This window comes from Fluviicola sp. (assembly GCF_030151805.1).
In the GTDB taxonomy this organism is placed as follows: Bacteria; Bacteroidota; Bacteroidia; order Flavobacteriales_D; family Crocinitomicaceae; genus Fluviicola.
Map to the genome: position 1 here is coordinate 1 of NZ_JASLCN010000333.1, position 16684 is coordinate 16684.

The following is a 16684-nucleotide window of genomic DNA, read 5'->3' on the forward strand; positions in this document are numbered from 1 at the left end:
TTCTTCCAGCAAGAGCGTCTGAAACAAAACCAGGTCTTTCACGCCTTGTTCCACGTATTGCAGGAAGAAACTCTCGATATCTTCTTCGGCTTCCACGATCTTTTCACCACTCAAACCTTTGGAATATTCTTTCCTGTATTCCGGCAGCATGGCAATATAGTCCGTATAGCTGTTGATGTAATTGACTTTCGTAGTTGTTTCCCTGGAACGCGGATCCGGAACATCGTTGTGGAAATACAAGGTAACCGGCAAGCGTTTGTTCAACTCGGCAAGGGTTTCCTTTTTCGTTTCGGGAATGATGATTCGTGGATGTTTGTACGAGAAAATATCGCTGCAACACGTCGGGTTTTTGACGTATTGAACGCCCAGGCGGTTACTGGAAACATACATGCTGTCCCGGTCTTCGAAATAATACAGGTCATTCGCCGGACTGTTGATCGGCAAGCCTACGTTTTGAGGTTCTCCGAAACGTCCGTTTTTAAGTTCCGTGTAAAACACATCGTAGCCTCCGAAACCATCGAACCAGGAGGAAGAAAAATACAAACGCTTCTTTTCAGCGTGGTAAAACGGACTGATATCATTGTCTAACGAATTGGCAGCATTCAACGGTCTGACCTTCGAAAATTGGTTTCCGTTGTTTTTAATGATTGTGTAATACAAATCCATTCCGCCTTTACCATCTTCCCGGTTGGAAGAAAAGATCAGCCATTCTTCGTTTTCGATGACAGCAATGGTCGGAGTGGTATTGTTTGTATTCGGTTCGTTGACAATGTCTCCCAGCGCATTGGGATTCGACCATTTTCCGTTCTGGTAGGAGCAAACCCAAATCTGACAGTTGAACTGACTTTCTGTTCCGCCACAATGACTGTAGTAAAACCGTTTTCCGTCCGGGGAAAAACAACCGTTTCCGGTATTGATTTCAGGACTGTTCAACGTTTCAATAAGCGCAGGAGTGACTTCCTTCAAACTATCTTTCCATGTGGTGAAGTAAAGCCGGTTTTTATAATTGTCATCGAGCATTTCTTCGCCCACATTTTCTTTTTTGCTCCGCATGGAAGAAAGTATGAATTGACCTTGTGAAATGGTGTGTCCGAATTCCGAATTGACGGTATTCAAACCTTTCGGAAGTTCCACTTTATCGAGTTTGGCTGTATCTTTCAAAGCTGTCTGAGCCCACAAGCAAGATTCCAGCTCACGCTTGGACTTCAGATAATTATACGTTCGTTTGTCTTTCGCGTATTTTTTCTTGGCGCGCTTGAACAATTCAATGGCTTCGTCGTAATTCCCGTTTTGCTTTTCCATGAGTGCCCATTGTAATAAACTCGACGGATACATGGAAGTTTCTTCTTTTTCGTAGACTTTTTGGTAGTAATAACTTGCCTTGCGGTAATCTTTATACGCCCGGAGTGATTCGGCATATTTCCAGAGAATGCTCACCGTATTGGAATCCAGTTCCATGGCTTTTTCGTAATACTGGAGCGCGTAAATGTAATCTCCCTTTGCATATTGTTCATCGGCAAAATCCAGGTATTTCCCCAGCAGATTCTGACCGAAACCTGTGAACGAAATGAAAAAGAAGAGGATTAAATATAATCTGGACATATGCGGTGAATCACTTTTTTGGGTTTGAAACGGGTAATGATGTATTCAACGGAAATTTCCAAACCTCCGCGTGCCGTACTTGCCGGAATCAACTTGGAAATATTGGTATCGTAACTTGCGGCAACGGACCAGTTTTGCATTGCTAATCCGAGTCGTACAACGACTGCGTCTTTGGACCGGAACCACAATCCGCCATCTACAGCGCGATAAGTTCCCAATTTGTTGATCAATGTATATCGAACCTGGGAACCAATGATCAGTTCGCGGTATTTTCCCTGGAGGTTAAAACCGATTCCGGGAATAATAGCCAGTTCACGATTAATCGCATGATCTAGTTGCGAGAAAAGACTGATCCGGATATCCCGCGGCACTTTTACGCCGTAAAATCCCTGGTTGGGTCTGTTGAGATTGTGTCCGCTGATTCCTGTTTTGAGGGAATTTCCTTTTCCGTAATAATAACTATGTACGATTCCGGCTGCGCTTGTGAGATTTGCCCGGCTGTCGTTTTGATAAGCTTCATTGGTCGGAAGGCTGGCATCAAAAATAATCCCGTTGAATTGATTGTCGAAGTAGAATTTGTCCATGTTCACTTTCCGGTAATTTAATCCGACCTGGATTCCGACGCTCAATGTATGGGAAGAATCACGCGTCAGTTTTAGGTTCTTGGCAACGCTCCCAAGGAATTCAATGGTTTGATAAAAACCGTCGCCCACATTGTCGTGAAAAAGAAGTGCTCCGAAATTGATTCCTTTGGCTTTCCATTTCATATCGCCGGCAAGGGCAAAAGTTTGAAAAGGCACGGTAACACTTCGCCATTGATCCTTGTAATTTCCGGTTAAACGAATATCGCCGTTAAACAAACCGGTATTTGCCGGATTCTGATAAATTGGCTGTCGGTTCAGATGAGAAAAATGAATGTCCTGAGCAGCACTATGAAATGCACAAACTGCTGTCAAAAGTAAGCTGAGTAGGAAGTAGCCCGATTTTCTCATTGAATCAAATATACAATAAAATCAATCAAGCCCGAACTTCAATCAAGCGGGAATGGAAGATGAAATAAATTGGGTATTTTCGTTTCATGAAGCAAAAGTGTTTTTTATTCATTGGTGTTGCCTTGTTTCTTTGCGCGTTTAAAGGAGACGGATTAATTGAAAACGTCTACCCGCAACTATTAGGAGACTACAAATTCTACAAATCGGTTGCAGATCGTTCAGTTTCGTACGCAAAAGACGGAAAAGATGAATTTTCTGTTACGATTAACAAGAAAGACCAGATTCTGTTTTTTAAAAACGGGAAGAAGGAGCGTAAAATGAGTTTTACTGAAATGAAAATGCCTTTCCTGGATGATGAAAACCACGTGCTTTTCGGGGAGAAGAATAATTACGAACCGTTATTTTATCACGGAGATACGATTGTGATTCAAAGTTATCCCATTGCGTATCAGGAAAATTACTTCATCAAGAAAAAGCCTTAAGGTTTTTGGATTTGAAGCGAGGTTTCCGTGTCATACAACAGGTACTCTCCGTTCCGGAAATGCGTTGCTTTTTTTTCTACGCCTTTCGAGGTAATGACTTTTGCATTTAAATCTTTTCCCACATAGTTCTTCGGAACGCGGAAAACATGCTGGTCCCGGTTCACGATAATGTGTTTGGGTAAAATTTTGGCATGGATGGGTTGATTTAATTTCAACAGGTACTTGATCTGATGTGCATTTCGTTTGACAATTTGCTGCGTGTCGATAGGAATTCGCACGATAAAATCGGTGTGAATCTGCTTTTGAATGTTCTTTGACAGCGGAAAAGCAGCACTGGCAGTTACGTTTAATTTTTCAGGGTGATACGTGATCAGTGGCTGATTCTTTTTGACATAATCATCCGACTTGGCAAATCGTTCCATGATAAAACCATTCTCAGGGGCCAGCTGGAAATGATCCCTGATTTCAGTCTCTTTTTTTAATAATGAATTGTATTTGCTTACAAGGTCGATTTCTTCCAGCGCCCCGGCTTCTTCCTTGTATTGAATTTCGGGGAATGCCGGTAGCATTTTGTCGGGGCTGAGTTTGTTTGCAAAATCGCGCCATTTCTTTTCGATTGGTTGAAGGGATTTTGGAAAATTGTCCACTTTTCCGAGTAATTCTTCTTTCAGACTTTCTTTCTCGCCGCTTAATTCGACAAAGGAATCGTAATCGTCAAATTGCACCAATAAATCATTCTTTTTGAATTCCGGGGTTTCGATCAGGCGTTCCAGTTTTCCCGTGCGTTTTGCGCGGATGGTCTTTGGAGTAAAATCAAATTTGAGCAAAACCGTGTCGCGCTGTTGCGTTCCGGTGAGTGTCATTGTTTCGGGTAAATGATCGGGGGCATCCTTTTCATTCTCAGTTGAACAGGAGGTTGTTAGGGTTGGAAGAATAGCTAAAAAGACAACAAACCGGATAATCTTCATAATGCGCTTTTCATAAATGTACAACCAAAAACGGAATTCGTTGAAAGAATGTGAATAGTTGAACAGAGAATGTTAATAACTTAGTTAACATTTAAATAACATGACCTAAAAATAACAAGAGCTCACCACCTAAATTTGTAAGAACGAATAATGCAGGCCTATGCTGGGGACACTATTAAAAAAGAGATTGTCGGATAATCAATTAGCGAATGTTTTCCTGAATGGAATCTTCGAGATTGTTGACAATGGCTTCGTTGAGGTTGTGGATCTAATCAATGAAGATTTAGCTTTCGTTTCTTCGCCTTCAATTCCTGTTGACCGTAACGGTGAGTTTACAATGATCGTAGTAGTGGCTAATATTTCCACTTTGGAAACGACCTTTGAAACCGTTCAGGCAAACCGGATTGAGCGGATCATTTTTGAGCAGTTGGGTTCTTTGATGGGAGTTTCTGCACTAGATGCTGAAGCAAAAGTGAGGGAATATCAGAAATTTATGCAGCGTGTCAATCATCCTTCCAAGAATATGATTTACGCCATGTCTAAAGCTGTTTTCCAAAAATACAATCTGAATGATTTTCAGGATGAATATTTCAGACGCCTTCAGTCGCCAAATCCGCTCTTTTTGAAACGGATGGACCAGGTCATGATCAATTTCCTTTGGGATTGGGATTCCTTCTTTAAGAAATATAAAATTGACGAATAAAAAAAAGCAACCCTGGCAGAAATGTCAGGTTTTTTTGTGTCTTATTTAGTAACTTGCCAGTACTAAAAAATTCGAATAAAACGGAACCGATGAATAAGATGCAAATTAAAACCCTGGAAGAGTATCATGAAAAATATGCGTTGAGTGTTTCAAATCCGGAAGGGTTTTGGGAGGAAATTGCAAATGAATTTCAATGGATGAAAAAGTGGGATAAAGTTCTGGAATGGAACTTTACCGAACCGGATGTGAAGTGGTTTAAAGGAGCTCAACTCAATATCACGGAAAACATGCTGGATCGCCACCTGGAAAAGCGCGGAAATAAACTGGCGTTAATCTGGGAGCCGAATGATCCGAAACAACGCTTTGTGCGCTATACGTATCGCGAGTTGTATGAACAGGTTTGTGTGTTTGCAAATGCATTGAAAGCGCAGGGAGTAAAAAAGGGAGATCGCGTGTGTATTTACATGCCGATGATTCCTGAATTGGCTATTGCGGTAATGGCTTGTGCCAGAATCGGGGCAATTCATTCGGTTGTTTTTGCAGGTTTTTCTGCAAATGCGTTATCGGACAGGATTGATGATGCGCAGGCGAAATTGGTTATTACAGCTGACGGATTACATCGCGGGGCAAAGCAAATTCCATTGAAACGCGTAGTAGATGAAGCTCTGGAAGGCGAAACCTGCGTAGAGAAGGTAATCGTATATGATTGTTTGGGCTGGCTGCCTCCAATGAAAGAAGGACGCGATATCCGGTGGGCGGATGCCATTGCCGGACAAGAGAAAAAATGTGCTCCGGAACCGATGGATTCGGAAGATCCGTTATTCATTTTGTATACATCCGGTTCTACCGGAAAACCGAAAGGCGTTGTTCATACCTGCGGAGGATACATGGTTTACACAGCCTATTCTTTTCAAAATGTATATCAATACCAGGAAAGTGACGTGTTCTGGTGTACAGCTGATGTTGGCTGGATTACCGGGCATTCATACATTGTTTATGGCCCGCTGCTGAGCGGAGCAACGACGGTGATGTTTGAAGGAATTCCGACTTATCCGGATCCGGGACGTTTCTGGCAGGTGGTTGATAAATACGGAGTGAACCAGTTTTTGACAGCTCCAACGGCCATTCGTTCGTTGATGGCTTACGGAGAAGATCATGTGCTTTCCTATAGTCTGGATTCGTTGAAAGTAATTGGAACGGTAGGAGAACCGATCAATGAAGAAGCGTGGAAATGGTATTACCTGCATGTTGGAAAAGGCCGCTGCCCGGTAGTTGATAACTGGTGGCAGACGGAAACGGGAGGAATTATGATTTCCGGAATCGGGAATATTTCACCTCAGAAACCAACTTTTGCAGGATATCCTTTACCGGGAATTCAGCCGGTGTTGCTGAACCAGGAAGGAAAAGAAATTGAAGGCGCAAACGAAGAGGGTTATTTGTGTATCAAATTCCCGTGGCCGTCGATCTTACGAACAACGTATGGTGATCACGAACGTTGCCGGATCAATTATTTCTCGCATTACGACGGGTATTACTTTACCGGAGACGGAGCAAAGCGCGATGAGGACGGAATGTACCGCATTATCGGGCGAATTGATGATGTAATCAATGTTTCCGGACATCGCTTCGGAACGGCAGAAATTGAGAATGCAATCAATACGAATAAACTGGTGATCGAATCTGCGGTTGTGGGTTATCCGCATCCGGTGAAAGGTCAGTCGATCTATGCGTTCATTGTTTGTGAGCACGAAATTTCGGAAGAAAACAGGGATTTTACACGAGGAGAAATCGTTGAATCGGTTGTGGCTGAGATTGGAAAAATTGCAGTTCCTGAAAAGATTCAGTTTGTTTCCGGTTTGCCGAAAACACGCTCAGGGAAAATCATGCGGAGAATTCTACGGAAAATAGCAGAAGGTGATGTCTCTAATTTGGGAGATACTTCCACGCTGTTAGATCCTTTTATCGTAGATGAGATTGTGGAGAATAAGCTTTAATCAGTTAGTGAATAAACCCGTCGGGGCGAATAATTTTCGCTCCGACTGATCTTATTTTATCCTCTTCTTCTTTCCAGTAAAATCATCATCATCAACGAAAGCACAATGCATTCGTCTTCACTTGGATTATGCGTTTCGCCGATTTTCTCAACGGTGAATTTTCTCCCGAAAAAGGAAGGATCTTTTTTCAGGCGCATCACTTTGGTTCCATCGGGTCTTCCCACAATGTATTTCGGATTGAAAACATAACCGGTAAATACGCCCAGGACCGGAATGTCACTGAACAAACCATCCATTACTTTTGTCCAGGCATTTTCCTCCATGATATGAAATGCCAGTTGGTGATTCTGGTCATAGACATCGTAACGTGCTTTCCAGATGGAAGCCCAGCCTTTTCGGGCAACTCTTCCTTTTTCAATTCCGTTTTTATCCGTGAAGGTGTAAGTGGCAGAAAAATCAATCCATTTATTGGCTTTGATAGTGAATTCCAGGTTTTGTTTGCTCGTATCTGTAAAAACCTGAATTTCATCAATGAACTTGAATAGTTTCTGACGGACGTAAGCCAGGGTAGACGAACTGGAGTCTTCAATCACAAAATCACTGGCCAGTGTCCCGATTTTGAATGTCAATTTTAAAGGGTAATTCAGGTTTTTTAAGTCTATGTTTTTGTGAGCAAAAAAGCTCATGTTATCCAGAATTTCGCTCATAGTTTATTTCAATTTAAGGTTCTTTTCATACAGGGCAATCCATTCTTCCGGCTTCACTTTTGAAACCAGTTTTCCGATCAGGTCGAATGGAATCTGATCCGGTTTTTTAAATCGCACGCAGCTTTTTCCCATGTCCAGTTTGGTTTTACTCACTTGCTGGTATTCTGAAACGAACCAATTCAGCAATTCCGGATTTGCATACAATCCCATGTGGTAAAACGCGATGAAATTCTTCTGGGAGGCAAAGCTCAGGAACGGGAGAGGAAGCTTGGGGTCACAATGATAACCCGGAGGATATAATGAGTGAGGAACCACGTAGCCGATCATCCCGTAATTGATGCATTCCCGGAAACCTTCGGGGAGATTATCCAGAATGGTTTTCCGAAGCTTGTTTAGCGCTTCCTTACGTTCTTCCGGAACGTTATTGATCCATTCGTCAGGTGTTGTGCCTGGAGTTTGCATGTTCTTAAATTTTGCTCCAAGTTAGAAGTTTTTACGGAATAGTTTGTCCGGAATGAGGTCGAAACAGGAATTTTGAAAAATTGTCTTGCGTGCGAATTTAGGGGATGGTAACAAAAGTCCTTTGTGTCTTATATCAGGTCTTTTTCAGACCAGGGTTCCTGCATTTTCTTCTCCGCGTTTAAATCATAAGAAAGAGCAACATGATCATTGTTTGTTTAGCGCAAAGAGCGGAGTTTACTTAGAGCAAAACCCTTGCTGTGGCTGGGTTAATAGATATATGTCTATGCGTGTTTTTCACAAATGAAACAGAGCAGAATTTTCCCGCTTTCTAATTTTGTTTCTCTCAGGTGAATGAACAAATTACTCTTGATAATCTTTGAGACGCAATCTCGATTTCTATTGGGAAGCAAAGTATTTCACAGCTTTATTTCAGGTAAGTTATCGCCTATCTTTTCATATACGATTGAAGAAATAAAAAAAGACCATTGAAAAATGGTCTTTTGAATTGGTCTGATCAACAGGAATCATTCGATGATAATCTTATGCGTTGAAATATTTTTTCCGTTCTGAGAAATGCTCAGAAAGTAGAATCCGTTTTGAAAACTGCTCACATCAATTGAAGTGGAAGTTATTCCTTTTTGAATTGGTTGAATGCTGTTAAATACGCGTTGTCCGTTCGGATTGGCAAGCACCAATTGATAGGTTCCTTCAGTTTTTGCAGTCAGAAGAATATTCAGATTGTTTGTAGCCGGATTCGGATATGCTTTTACCATTTCCAAATCATTGATGAATTGCTGTTCGATAGCCAGGGTGTTTGACGTAGTTGCATTTCCGTTCTTATGAACCAGTTTTACGCGGTAATATCCCATTTTATTGACAATCGGTTGCAAATCCTCAAATTGATAGCTTAACGATTCCAAACTCAATCCCTGTGCTTCTACAGAGCCTATTTCGAGATAAGAACTTCCGTCTTCACTTCGTTCAATGATGTACTTGTCGACGTTGAATTCGCTTGAGCTCACCCATTCCAATTTATTGTAGCCGGATTCATTCTGACCTGTCAGACTGATGGTTTCTGAACCAAGCGGAGAGCAGCTTACAACTGCTGTTCCGCCAAATGATAACGGAACGGTTGTAATTGCCGATGAGAAATTGGATAAGCAGATCAGGTATCGGGTATAAGATCCGGGGTTCAGTGGTGCTTCCCAATTGGTCATGGAAGTGGCTCCTGCCGGCATGGTGCTTGCCAAACCGGTAAATTCTTCGCATGATCCGTTGTAGTTGCAGCGAATCGGAGCTTGCGTACCTGCCAGAATACTGGCGCAGGTAGTTGGGGAGTAAGCCCACATGGACCAATCCAAACAATTGAAAGTACCTGAGTTGGGTGTTCCCAATTGGAATGTGAGACTTCCTCCGGTTAATACATTTACAATCATCCAGGTGCTGTTCAATTCCTCTGATAGTAAACAACCCGGGTTGGTGCCCATCACATTGGTGCTGGGGTTTGCGGTACAGGTTCCGGCGTCGCAAATTTCATTGATTGCTCCAAAACCGTTCGGGTCAATGGAGAAGGAAGCATTGGAACAAACATTTGCCGCAACGTTACAATCTCCCGCAACTGTAGGTCCTCCTGCAGGGCAGGTCAGTGAAAAAGTAATTCCGGATGCGGCCGTAGAAGTAGCGTCCATAATGAAATAATAAGTTGCACCTGCTGTAAGGGAAACGGATCCTACAGAGCCTGCAGTTGTGGCAACCCCGGCGCAGTTCCATCCGGTTGCAGAACAGCCTCCGGCATTGCTCATCCACCCGATGGCGTAAGCACCTCCGGTAACAGATGTAACGTTAAAAGAATAACTTCCTGTTGTAGTTGCTGTGTAACTATAAATTTGTTCCAAACCAGGTGTAGCCGTCGCACATAAACTGGAAACAAAAGAAGACGCTCCTGTTGTCGTAAGGTTATAAGCTTGTCCGCATCCCGGAATATTTGAGACGCTTCCGCAAGGTCCGCTTCCGCAGGAGTTACAGGTAATGGTCGTTGTGATACAGGTTGTTCCGGTTCCGCAGCCGGTACAATTCGGATTGATCACCATGTAGTAATTTCCGGATGTGGCTGCTGTAAATGTGACCGATGACGTTCCGAAAACAACCACAGGTCCGCTGGATGAACCGGTGTGAATAGTAATACAGGCAGCGGGCGAGGCTGTTAAGGTATAGGATTTTCCAGCAACGATTCCGGTAATGGTGTTAAAGTCTCCGGACCAGTTACAGGAGCTGATCGTTATCGGAGCAGTTCCGGTGGGAGCAGCAGTTGAGCTGAAGGAACTTCCTCCGGAACATTGTCCCCAACTGTTGGTTGATTCCGAAATAATGATTGAAACGAGTAATAGTAAGCAAGAGATTCTCATATACAACAGTTTAATCAGTGATTAAATATTCCATTTCCTCCAGGATGACAGCTCGTCTGGGATCCGGAAGGTTTTTCCATTCATCAAAACGAATGTGCAGGCGATTTGTATTTGAGGTAAGTTGAAGGTAGGCTTCCGGATAATCTTTCGCCCAATCCCACACCTGTTCCTTATAGCTCTGAAAGTCTGATTCCGTGAAATTGGAACTGGTCCATTGCGGAAAAGGTCTTGCCGGTAATTCGCTTATCAAAGCGTTCAGTTCATAACCCTGAAGCAGGTTGTTTAATTCGTTGCCTGATTTCAGGGTGATCTGAATACTTCCTCTGAAAACAAATTGAACTTCTGAATCGGTTTGTCTGAGAGATTCGTATTCTGAAACATCGAAATGATGAATATTCAGGAGTTCCTGAACTGAAATACCTGTTTCATTGTTGGAAAAGGTATAACTCGCTGTAAAATAATTCCAAAGTACCTGTAAACGCGTTGGATCAATTTGAGCAATTTTTGCAATGCGTTGGGGGAGATGATGTTTTTGAATAATCCTGTTGGAAGCAATTGTGGAGTAGCTTGTCTGAGCAAAAACCGCGCAGGATATGCCCAAAGACAAAGTGAGTAGTAGAGATAAAGACTTCATAATCAGTAGCGTTTCAGGCAAGTATACAAAATAACACAAGGTTAAGAAACTAACAACTTATGTAAATGTATAAATAGCTACTTCTATCGACTATTGAGTAGGTTTCACTGAATATTTCTTGATTCTGACTGAGTGTTTTGCGTTGTGAATGAGTTTGTTACCGTTTTTTGTGATCAAATTATGACCGCATTGTTACGTGAACGACTGCTTTTGTCTCGAAAAATTCTCCCGGGAAAATGGTTTGAAGCGAGTAGATGGTAGATGGTTGTTTGACAGGTGCTAATTCTTCTTTCAGATCGCCGCCTTTGAGGTACAAAATTCCATTCGGAAGCGGGTTTTTATTTTCTGAAAGAAACTTTCCTTTTGTCCACGGAAGAAATGCAGGCATTGCAGTTACTGCACGACTTACGATGAAGTCGAATTGTTCTTTGATCTCTTCTGCCCGGGCATGTGTTGCGCGAACATTTTTCAAGCCCAAAGCTTCAGCAACTTCTTTTACCACTTTGATTTTCTTCCCGATGGAATCTACCAGGTGGAACTGAACTTCCGGAAATAAGATTGCCAGTGGAATTCCGGGGAAACCTCCGCCCGTTCCGATGTCGAGAACAGTTGAACCCGGTACAAAGGTCATCACTTTCGCAATTCCTAATGAATGGAGAACGTGTCGTTCATAAAACTCATCCATGTCCTTCCTGGAAATCACATTGATCTGTGCATTCCAATGTTCATACAAACCTTTCAACTGCTCCAATTGAGAACGCTGTAAATCTGTTAGATCCGGAAAATGTTTGAGGATTAATTCCATTTGTGTGGATTTTGCCACCCTCCTTGATTCTCCCTCAAGGGAGGAAAACTTGAATCTGTCTCCCCCTTTGGAGGGGGATAAAGGGGGAGGACAGAATTATTTAATTTTCAATTAGTTTACCTAAAGCATTGTCGTAAATCGCTTTTGCTTCGGAGATAAATCCGAAATGCTCGTCGTCAACCATCATTTTACCTTTTGTTACGTGACCAAGCAAAGTGTAAGTTACACCGCTGTTCATCATGTATTCGATAAAATCTTCTTCCGTTTCTTCTGAAACAGTTACTACGACACGGCTTTGAGCTTCTCCGAACAAGAAAGCATCTTCACGTACTTCCGAATCGGTTACGATATCGAAACCAAGTCCGCGAGGCATTGACATTTCAACCAATGTAACGAACAAACCTCCGTCAGAACAGTCGTGAGCAGCATTGATCAATTCCATTCCGATCAATCCTTTGATTGACTCCTGTAAGGTGTATTCCTTTTCCAAATCGAAATGAGGAGCCGGTGAAGCTTCAATTTTGTGGTATTTTGCCAGGTATTCGGAAGAGGAAATGTCGTTTACGTTATCTCCCAAAATGAAGATCAAATCTCCTTTTTGTTTGAAATCCAAAGACATGATTTTTGATTTGTCTTCCACCAAACCGATCATTCCGATGGTTGGAGTTGGGAAAACAGGAATTTCTTTTCCGCCGATATTGCTTTGGTTGTAGAACGAAACGTTCCCACCCGTTACCGGAGTTTCGAATTTCAAACAAGCTTTAGACATTCCTTTGATTGCTCCGACGAACTGCCAGTAGGATTCCGGATTGTACGGGTTTCCAAAGTTCAGACAGTTTGTAATCGCGCTTGGAATTCCTCCTGAAACAACGATGTTTCTTGCTGCTTCAGATACCGCGATTGCCGTTCCGATTTCCGGATCTGCATTCACGTAACGTGAATTACAATCTACGGTCATTGCCAATGCTTTCTCTGTACCTTTCAGGTTGACGATCCCGGCATCCGTAGGGCGGTTGGTAGACATGGTTTTTGTTCCTACCATTGAATCGTATTGTTCGTAGATCCAACGCTTGGAAGCGATATTCGGCTGCCCCAACAAGAAGAACCCGATTTCTTTCAGGTTTTCAGGTTGTTCAACGGAGTCGATAGTAAATTTCTTGTATTCCTGGTAATATGCAGGCTCGGAATATTCGCGCTGATATTGTGGTGCACCACCTCCAAGTACCAATGATTCGGCAGGAACATCTCCAACCAACTCACCGTGCATGTAATAGCGAACGCGTCCGTCATCGGTTACTGTTCCGATTTCTTCTGCATGTAAATCCCACTTGTCGAAAATGCGTTTTACAACATCTTCTTTTCCTTTTTGGATAACCACCAACATCCGCTCCTGGGATTCAGAAAGCAGAATTTCGTATGGCAGCATATTTTCCTGGCGGGTTGGTACGCGGTCTAAATGGATTTCCATTCCGACACCGCCACCTGCGCTCATTTCACATGTAGAACACGTGATTCCGGCAGCTCCCATGTCCTGCATTCCGACAATTGCGTCTGTGTTGGACAATTCCATGGTTGCTTCCAAAAGCAATTTTTCCATGAACGGATCACCAACCTGAACGGATGGCAAATCCTGTGCAGATTCTTCTGTAATATCTTTCGATGCAAATGCGGCTCCCGCGATTCCGTCTTTACCGGTAGATGAACCTACAATGTAAACCGGGTTTCCTGGTCCTTTTGCTTTTGCTGAGATCACTTTTTTCGTGTCGATGATACCTGCTGAGAACGCATTTACCAACGGGTTCTGGTTGTATGATTTATCGAAGAACACTTCTCCGCCCACGATCGGAATTCCGAACGCGTTCCCATAATCACCGATTCCTTTTACGACACCTTTTACCAACCATTTGGTACGCGCTTCTTCGATATCTCCGAAACGCAATGAGTTTAACTGAGCAACCGGGCGCGCTCCCATCGTGAAAATATCACGGTTGATTCCTCCAACTCCTGTTGCAGCACCTTGATACGGCTCCAAAGCGGAAGGGTGATTGTGTGATTCGATTTTGAAAACACATCCGATTCCACCTCCCAAGTCAACCAAACCTGCATTTTCTTCTCCTGCCTTCACCAACATGTGAGGTCCGTCTTTTGGTAATTGTTTTAACCAATAAATGGAGTTTTTGTAAGAACAGTGCTCAGACCACATCACGGAATAAACAGCAGTTTCAGTGAAATTTGGTGTGCGTCCCAAAATTCCTTTGATCATTTCAAATTCATCAGCACGCAAGCCTAGTTCAACTGCTTGCTCAAGTGTAGCTTCTTGCTTAATGGAAGTACTCATTTTGTTATAACTTTGATGCAAAAGTAATCATTTCACCGTTCATAGCAGGTTGAACTTTCCCGTTTTTTTCCACAGTTACCTAATTGAGAATTGAAAATGTAAAATGGGAAAGACGAATCAGATTTTAGAGCGAAAGCGGGTGGAACCTTAACTGAAAAATTCTCATTCATAATTCGGCATTCGCAATTATGAATTAACTTAGAGCCCGCATGGTATTCACACTGGTCCTGATTGTTTTAACCTGGTTTGTCTGGAAATTCAAAACAGACGGCTTGTCGCGCGCGAATTTATTGATTGGCTGGGGAATAAAGCTGTTGTTTGGGATCCTGTTTATGGTGATTCACACCAAAATCTACGGGATCGGTGAAATTACGGTCGATTGGGAGGAATACATGGATGACAGCGTTACGTTGAACGGGGTTGCGTATCAGTCGATCGGGGATTACCTCAAATTTCTTTTTGGTCTCAATTCGGAGTTGGATGTTCAGCAGTATTTAGCACACACGAATCACTGGTCGGCGGGTGATCTGGATTTGATGAATGATTCGCGAAATGTACTTCGGGTAAACAGCCTGATCGTGTTTATTTCTCGGGGAAATGTATACATCCACGTGCTGTTTTTTTCGTTCTTCTCTTTTGTGGGATTACGGGAAATTTTCATGGCTTTCAAGGAACGGATCTTTTACGATAAGCGTTTGTTCTGGTATGCGTTATTTCTTTTTCCGACTTTGAGCTTCTGGACGAGTTCTGTTTTGAAAGAACCTTTGATGATTACCGGGCTGGCCTTTATTCTGAATGCATTACTGGGAAATCTTTCCTGGAAAAGCAGGTTGTGGCGAATCGTTCTCGGCTTTGCCCTGATGCTTGGATTTAAACCTTACGTACTCGGATGTTTGTTACTGAGTTTGCCGGTATTCCTGCTCGGAAAGTTTGTCTTTAAGAAACGGGTTTTACTTGCTCCGGTAACAGCTTTGGCGGCGGCCTTGCTCGTTTTATGGATTTCTCCGGATTTCAGAAAAACAGTCACTCATCGTTTGACCCGCATGCAATTTGATTTTGTGAATGTAGGAAGAGGTGGTGTTCATGCGTATGCCGATTCCTGTTTTTATTATTTCGGTACGGATCAGTATTCCGAACTGGAGTTCTTACCTGACCGGAAAATCCAGGTGAAGAAACCGCTTGTAGCGAAAGAGGTTACTTTTGGGATGAATTATCCTTTTGAAGATGTCTTGGTGAAACCCGCTGATGGACCATGGAATGTGGTTTTCAGAGGAGAACCATGCGGAAGTTATATTGAGCTCACATCAATCGGGAATGATTTCGGACAATTGATGAAAAATGTTCCGGAAGCATTGGTGAATGCTTCTTTCAGGCCTGCGCCGTGGGATCCGGGAGGGAAGCTGAAATACGTGAATTTCCTGGAAACGTGTGGTTTGTTCGGGTTGTTGATCTTTGGTTTGTGGTACAACCGTGGAAGAAGAACGCCGGAAGAACGAAACAGCATACTTTTCCTGTTTACCTTTGCCATTATTCTGCTGGTGCTGATCGGCTGGACAACTCCGATTCTGGGAGCGCTTGTCCGGTACCGGATGCCGGCATATTTAGCCTTGTTTTTAATAGCGGTAATGGGTTCCAGGCCGTTCAAATTTAAATTATGAAAAAATACGTTTTTATCACGGGAGCAACAGCGGGTTTTGGACAAGCAACAGCGCGCATTTTTGCGGAAAATGGCTGGAATTTAGTTTTGACAGGAAGAAGAAAAGAGCGTTTGGAGGAGCTTCGGAATGAGTTGAAAGAAAAACAAGTCGATATTGTTTTATTGAATTTTGATGTACGCTCTGAAGAAGCAGTGAATAAAGCGGTTGATTCATTATCAGAAGAAGTGCGATTGAACCTGGCAATTCTGATCAACAATGCAGGATTGGCTGTTGGTCGTGGTCCGATTGATTCCGGAGAACCGGACGACTGGAACCGCATGATTGATACCAATGTAAAAGGTCTGCTGTATGTAACACGGGCCGTTTCGCCGATTTTGAAAGCAAACGGAGGCGGTCATATTGTAAACATTGCGAGTATTGCAGGAAAAGAAGTATATGCCGGAGGAAACGTGTATTGTGCTACAAAACATGCGGTGGATGCTTTGTCCCGTGCTATGAGAATTGACCTGGTTCACGATCATATTAAAGTAACGAATATTGCTCCCGGAGCGGCCGAAACAGAATTTTCACTGGTTCGCTTCAAAGGGAATGAAGACACGGCAAAACTGGTTTATGACGGCTATGATGCCCTGATGGCGGAAGACATTGCAGATGCAGTTTATTATGTTTGCTCCAGACCGAAACACGTTTGCATCAATGACCTGGTGATCATGCCAACCGCGCAGGCTAGTTCTACGATATTTCACAAAACACATTAGAAGATGAGAATTCCGTTGATTTTTTGCACCCTGATTTTGCTTTCTGCTTCGTGCATGAAAGGGAAGTCTGTGGATTTGGTGATTCACAATGCCAAAATCCATACCATGAACGATCAGAATGCAATCGTGCAAGCCATTGCGATTAAGGATGGCAAAGTGGTTGAAGTTGGTCCGGA

At 42.9% G+C, this 16684-nt stretch carries 14 protein-coding genes; 5 read left to right on the top strand and 9 right to left on the bottom strand.

Annotated elements, in window-relative coordinates; all coding sequences use genetic code 11:
- Both Q1V93_RS12575 and Q1V93_RS12580 read right to left on the bottom strand, forming a co-directional pair.
- A partial coding sequence (locus tag Q1V93_RS12575) for a tetratricopeptide repeat protein (protein WP_300665201.1) occupies positions 1-1602 on the bottom strand: 1602 nt, incomplete at its 3' end.
- The gene (locus Q1V93_RS12580) at positions 1584-2594 is read right to left on the bottom strand and encodes a PorP/SprF family type IX secretion system membrane protein (RefSeq protein WP_300665203.1); all 1011 of its coding nucleotides are present in this window, start codon (positions 2592-2594) and stop codon (positions 1584-1586) included. The genes Q1V93_RS12575 and Q1V93_RS12580, both read right to left, overlap by 19 nt.
- Positions 2595-2680: 86 nt before the next feature.
- Between Q1V93_RS12580 and Q1V93_RS12585 the strand changes: the two genes are divergently transcribed.
- Positions 2681-3076, top strand: coding sequence for a hypothetical protein (locus Q1V93_RS12585; protein WP_300665205.1), 396 nt, complete (start codon positions 2681-2683; stop codon positions 3074-3076).
- On the opposite strand, the gene Q1V93_RS12590 is transcribed toward Q1V93_RS12585, so the two are convergent.
- Positions 3073-4044, bottom strand: coding sequence for a hypothetical protein (locus Q1V93_RS12590; RefSeq protein WP_300665206.1), 972 nt, complete (start codon positions 4042-4044; stop codon positions 3073-3075). The two genes, Q1V93_RS12585 and Q1V93_RS12590, sit on opposite strands and share 4 nt — an antisense overlap.
- Before the next feature lie 160 nt (positions 4045-4204).
- Here Q1V93_RS12590 and Q1V93_RS12595 point away from each other — a divergent pair, with 160 nt between their 5' ends.
- Positions 4205-4747, top strand: a complete 543-nt coding sequence (locus Q1V93_RS12595; RefSeq protein ID WP_300665207.1) for a hypothetical protein — start codon at positions 4205-4207, stop codon at positions 4745-4747.
- Positions 4748-4836: 89 nt separating this feature from the next.
- Positions 4837-6741: an acetate--CoA ligase gene (acs, locus tag Q1V93_RS12600; RefSeq protein WP_300665208.1), complete on the top strand. Its 1905-nt coding sequence runs from the start codon at positions 4837-4839 to the stop codon at positions 6739-6741.
- Positions 6742-6797: 56 nt separating this feature from the next.
- Here the strand turns inward: acs and Q1V93_RS12605 are convergent, their stop codons facing one another.
- The 6 genes from Q1V93_RS12605 to purL form a co-directional block, all read right to left on the bottom strand.
- A complete protein-coding gene (locus Q1V93_RS12605) occupies positions 6798-7448 on the bottom strand; it encodes a hypothetical protein (RefSeq protein WP_300665210.1) in 651 nt (216 codons plus the stop codon).
- Positions 7449-7451: 3 nt separating this feature from the next.
- Positions 7452-7910 (bottom strand): DUF1801 domain-containing protein, encoded by a 459-nt coding sequence (locus tag Q1V93_RS12610; RefSeq protein WP_300665211.1) that lies wholly within the window; start codon positions 7908-7910, stop codon positions 7452-7454.
- A 524-nt stretch (positions 7911-8434) separates the two neighbouring features.
- Positions 8435-10315, bottom strand: coding sequence for a T9SS type A sorting domain-containing protein (locus tag Q1V93_RS12615; RefSeq protein WP_300665212.1), 1881 nt, complete (start codon positions 10313-10315; stop codon positions 8435-8437).
- 10 nt (positions 10316-10325) lie between these two features.
- Entirely contained in the window at positions 10326-10949 is a 624-nt protein-coding gene (locus tag Q1V93_RS12620) for a hypothetical protein (RefSeq protein ID WP_300665213.1), read from the bottom strand.
- Between the two features lie 178 nt (positions 10950-11127).
- Positions 11128-11754, bottom strand: coding sequence for a 16S rRNA (guanine(527)-N(7))-methyltransferase RsmG (rsmG, locus tag Q1V93_RS12625; protein ID WP_300665214.1), 627 nt, complete (start codon positions 11752-11754; stop codon positions 11128-11130).
- 100 nt (positions 11755-11854) lie between these two features.
- Entirely contained in the window at positions 11855-14092 is a 2238-nt protein-coding gene (gene purL / locus Q1V93_RS12630; RefSeq protein WP_300665216.1) for a phosphoribosylformylglycinamidine synthase subunit PurL, read from the bottom strand.
- Positions 14093-14301: 209 nt separating this feature from the next.
- Here purL and Q1V93_RS12635 point away from each other — a divergent pair, with 209 nt between their 5' ends.
- Both Q1V93_RS12635 and Q1V93_RS12640 read left to right on the top strand, forming a co-directional pair.
- Entirely contained in the window at positions 14302-15750 is a 1449-nt protein-coding gene (locus Q1V93_RS12635; protein WP_300665217.1) for a hypothetical protein, read from the top strand.
- A complete protein-coding gene (locus tag Q1V93_RS12640) occupies positions 15747-16508 on the top strand; it encodes an SDR family NAD(P)-dependent oxidoreductase (protein WP_300665218.1) in 762 nt (253 codons plus the stop codon). Before Q1V93_RS12635 ends, Q1V93_RS12640 begins: the two co-directional genes overlap by 4 nt.
- Positions 16509-16684 lie beyond the last annotated feature (176 nt).

Coding starts and splice junctions, on each gene's coding strand:
- rsmG (WP_300665214.1), bottom strand. CDS start 11,754: ATGGAATTAATCCTCAAACATTTTCCGGATCTAACAGATTTACAGCGT.
- Q1V93_RS12590 (WP_300665206.1), bottom strand. CDS start 4,044: ATGAAGATTATCCGGTTTGTTGTCTTTTTAGCTATTCTTCCAACCCTA.
- purL (WP_300665216.1), bottom strand. CDS start 14,092: ATGAGTACTTCCATTAAGCAAGAAGCTACACTTGAGCAAGCAGTTGAA.
- Q1V93_RS12635 (WP_300665217.1), top strand. CDS start 14,302: ATGGTATTCACACTGGTCCTGATTGTTTTAACCTGGTTTGTCTGGAAA.
- Q1V93_RS12640 (WP_300665218.1), top strand. CDS start 15,747: ATGAAAAAATACGTTTTTATCACGGGAGCAACAGCGGGTTTTGGACAA.
- Q1V93_RS12615 (WP_300665212.1), bottom strand. CDS start 10,315: ATGAGAATCTCTTGCTTACTATTACTCGTTTCAATCATTATTTCGGAA.
- Q1V93_RS12595 (WP_300665207.1), top strand. CDS start 4,205: ATGCTGGGGACACTATTAAAAAAGAGATTGTCGGATAATCAATTAGCG.
- Q1V93_RS12610 (WP_300665211.1), bottom strand. CDS start 7,910: ATGCAAACTCCAGGCACAACACCTGACGAATGGATCAATAACGTTCCG.
- acs (WP_300665208.1), top strand. CDS start 4,837: ATGAATAAGATGCAAATTAAAACCCTGGAAGAGTATCATGAAAAATAT.
- Q1V93_RS12580 (WP_300665203.1), bottom strand. CDS start 2,594: ATGAGAAAATCGGGCTACTTCCTACTCAGCTTACTTTTGACAGCAGTT.
- Q1V93_RS12605 (WP_300665210.1), bottom strand. CDS start 7,448: ATGAGCGAAATTCTGGATAACATGAGCTTTTTTGCTCACAAAAACATA.
- Q1V93_RS12620 (WP_300665213.1), bottom strand. CDS start 10,949: ATGAAGTCTTTATCTCTACTACTCACTTTGTCTTTGGGCATATCCTGC.
- Q1V93_RS12585 (WP_300665205.1), top strand. CDS start 2,681: ATGAAGCAAAAGTGTTTTTTATTCATTGGTGTTGCCTTGTTTCTTTGC.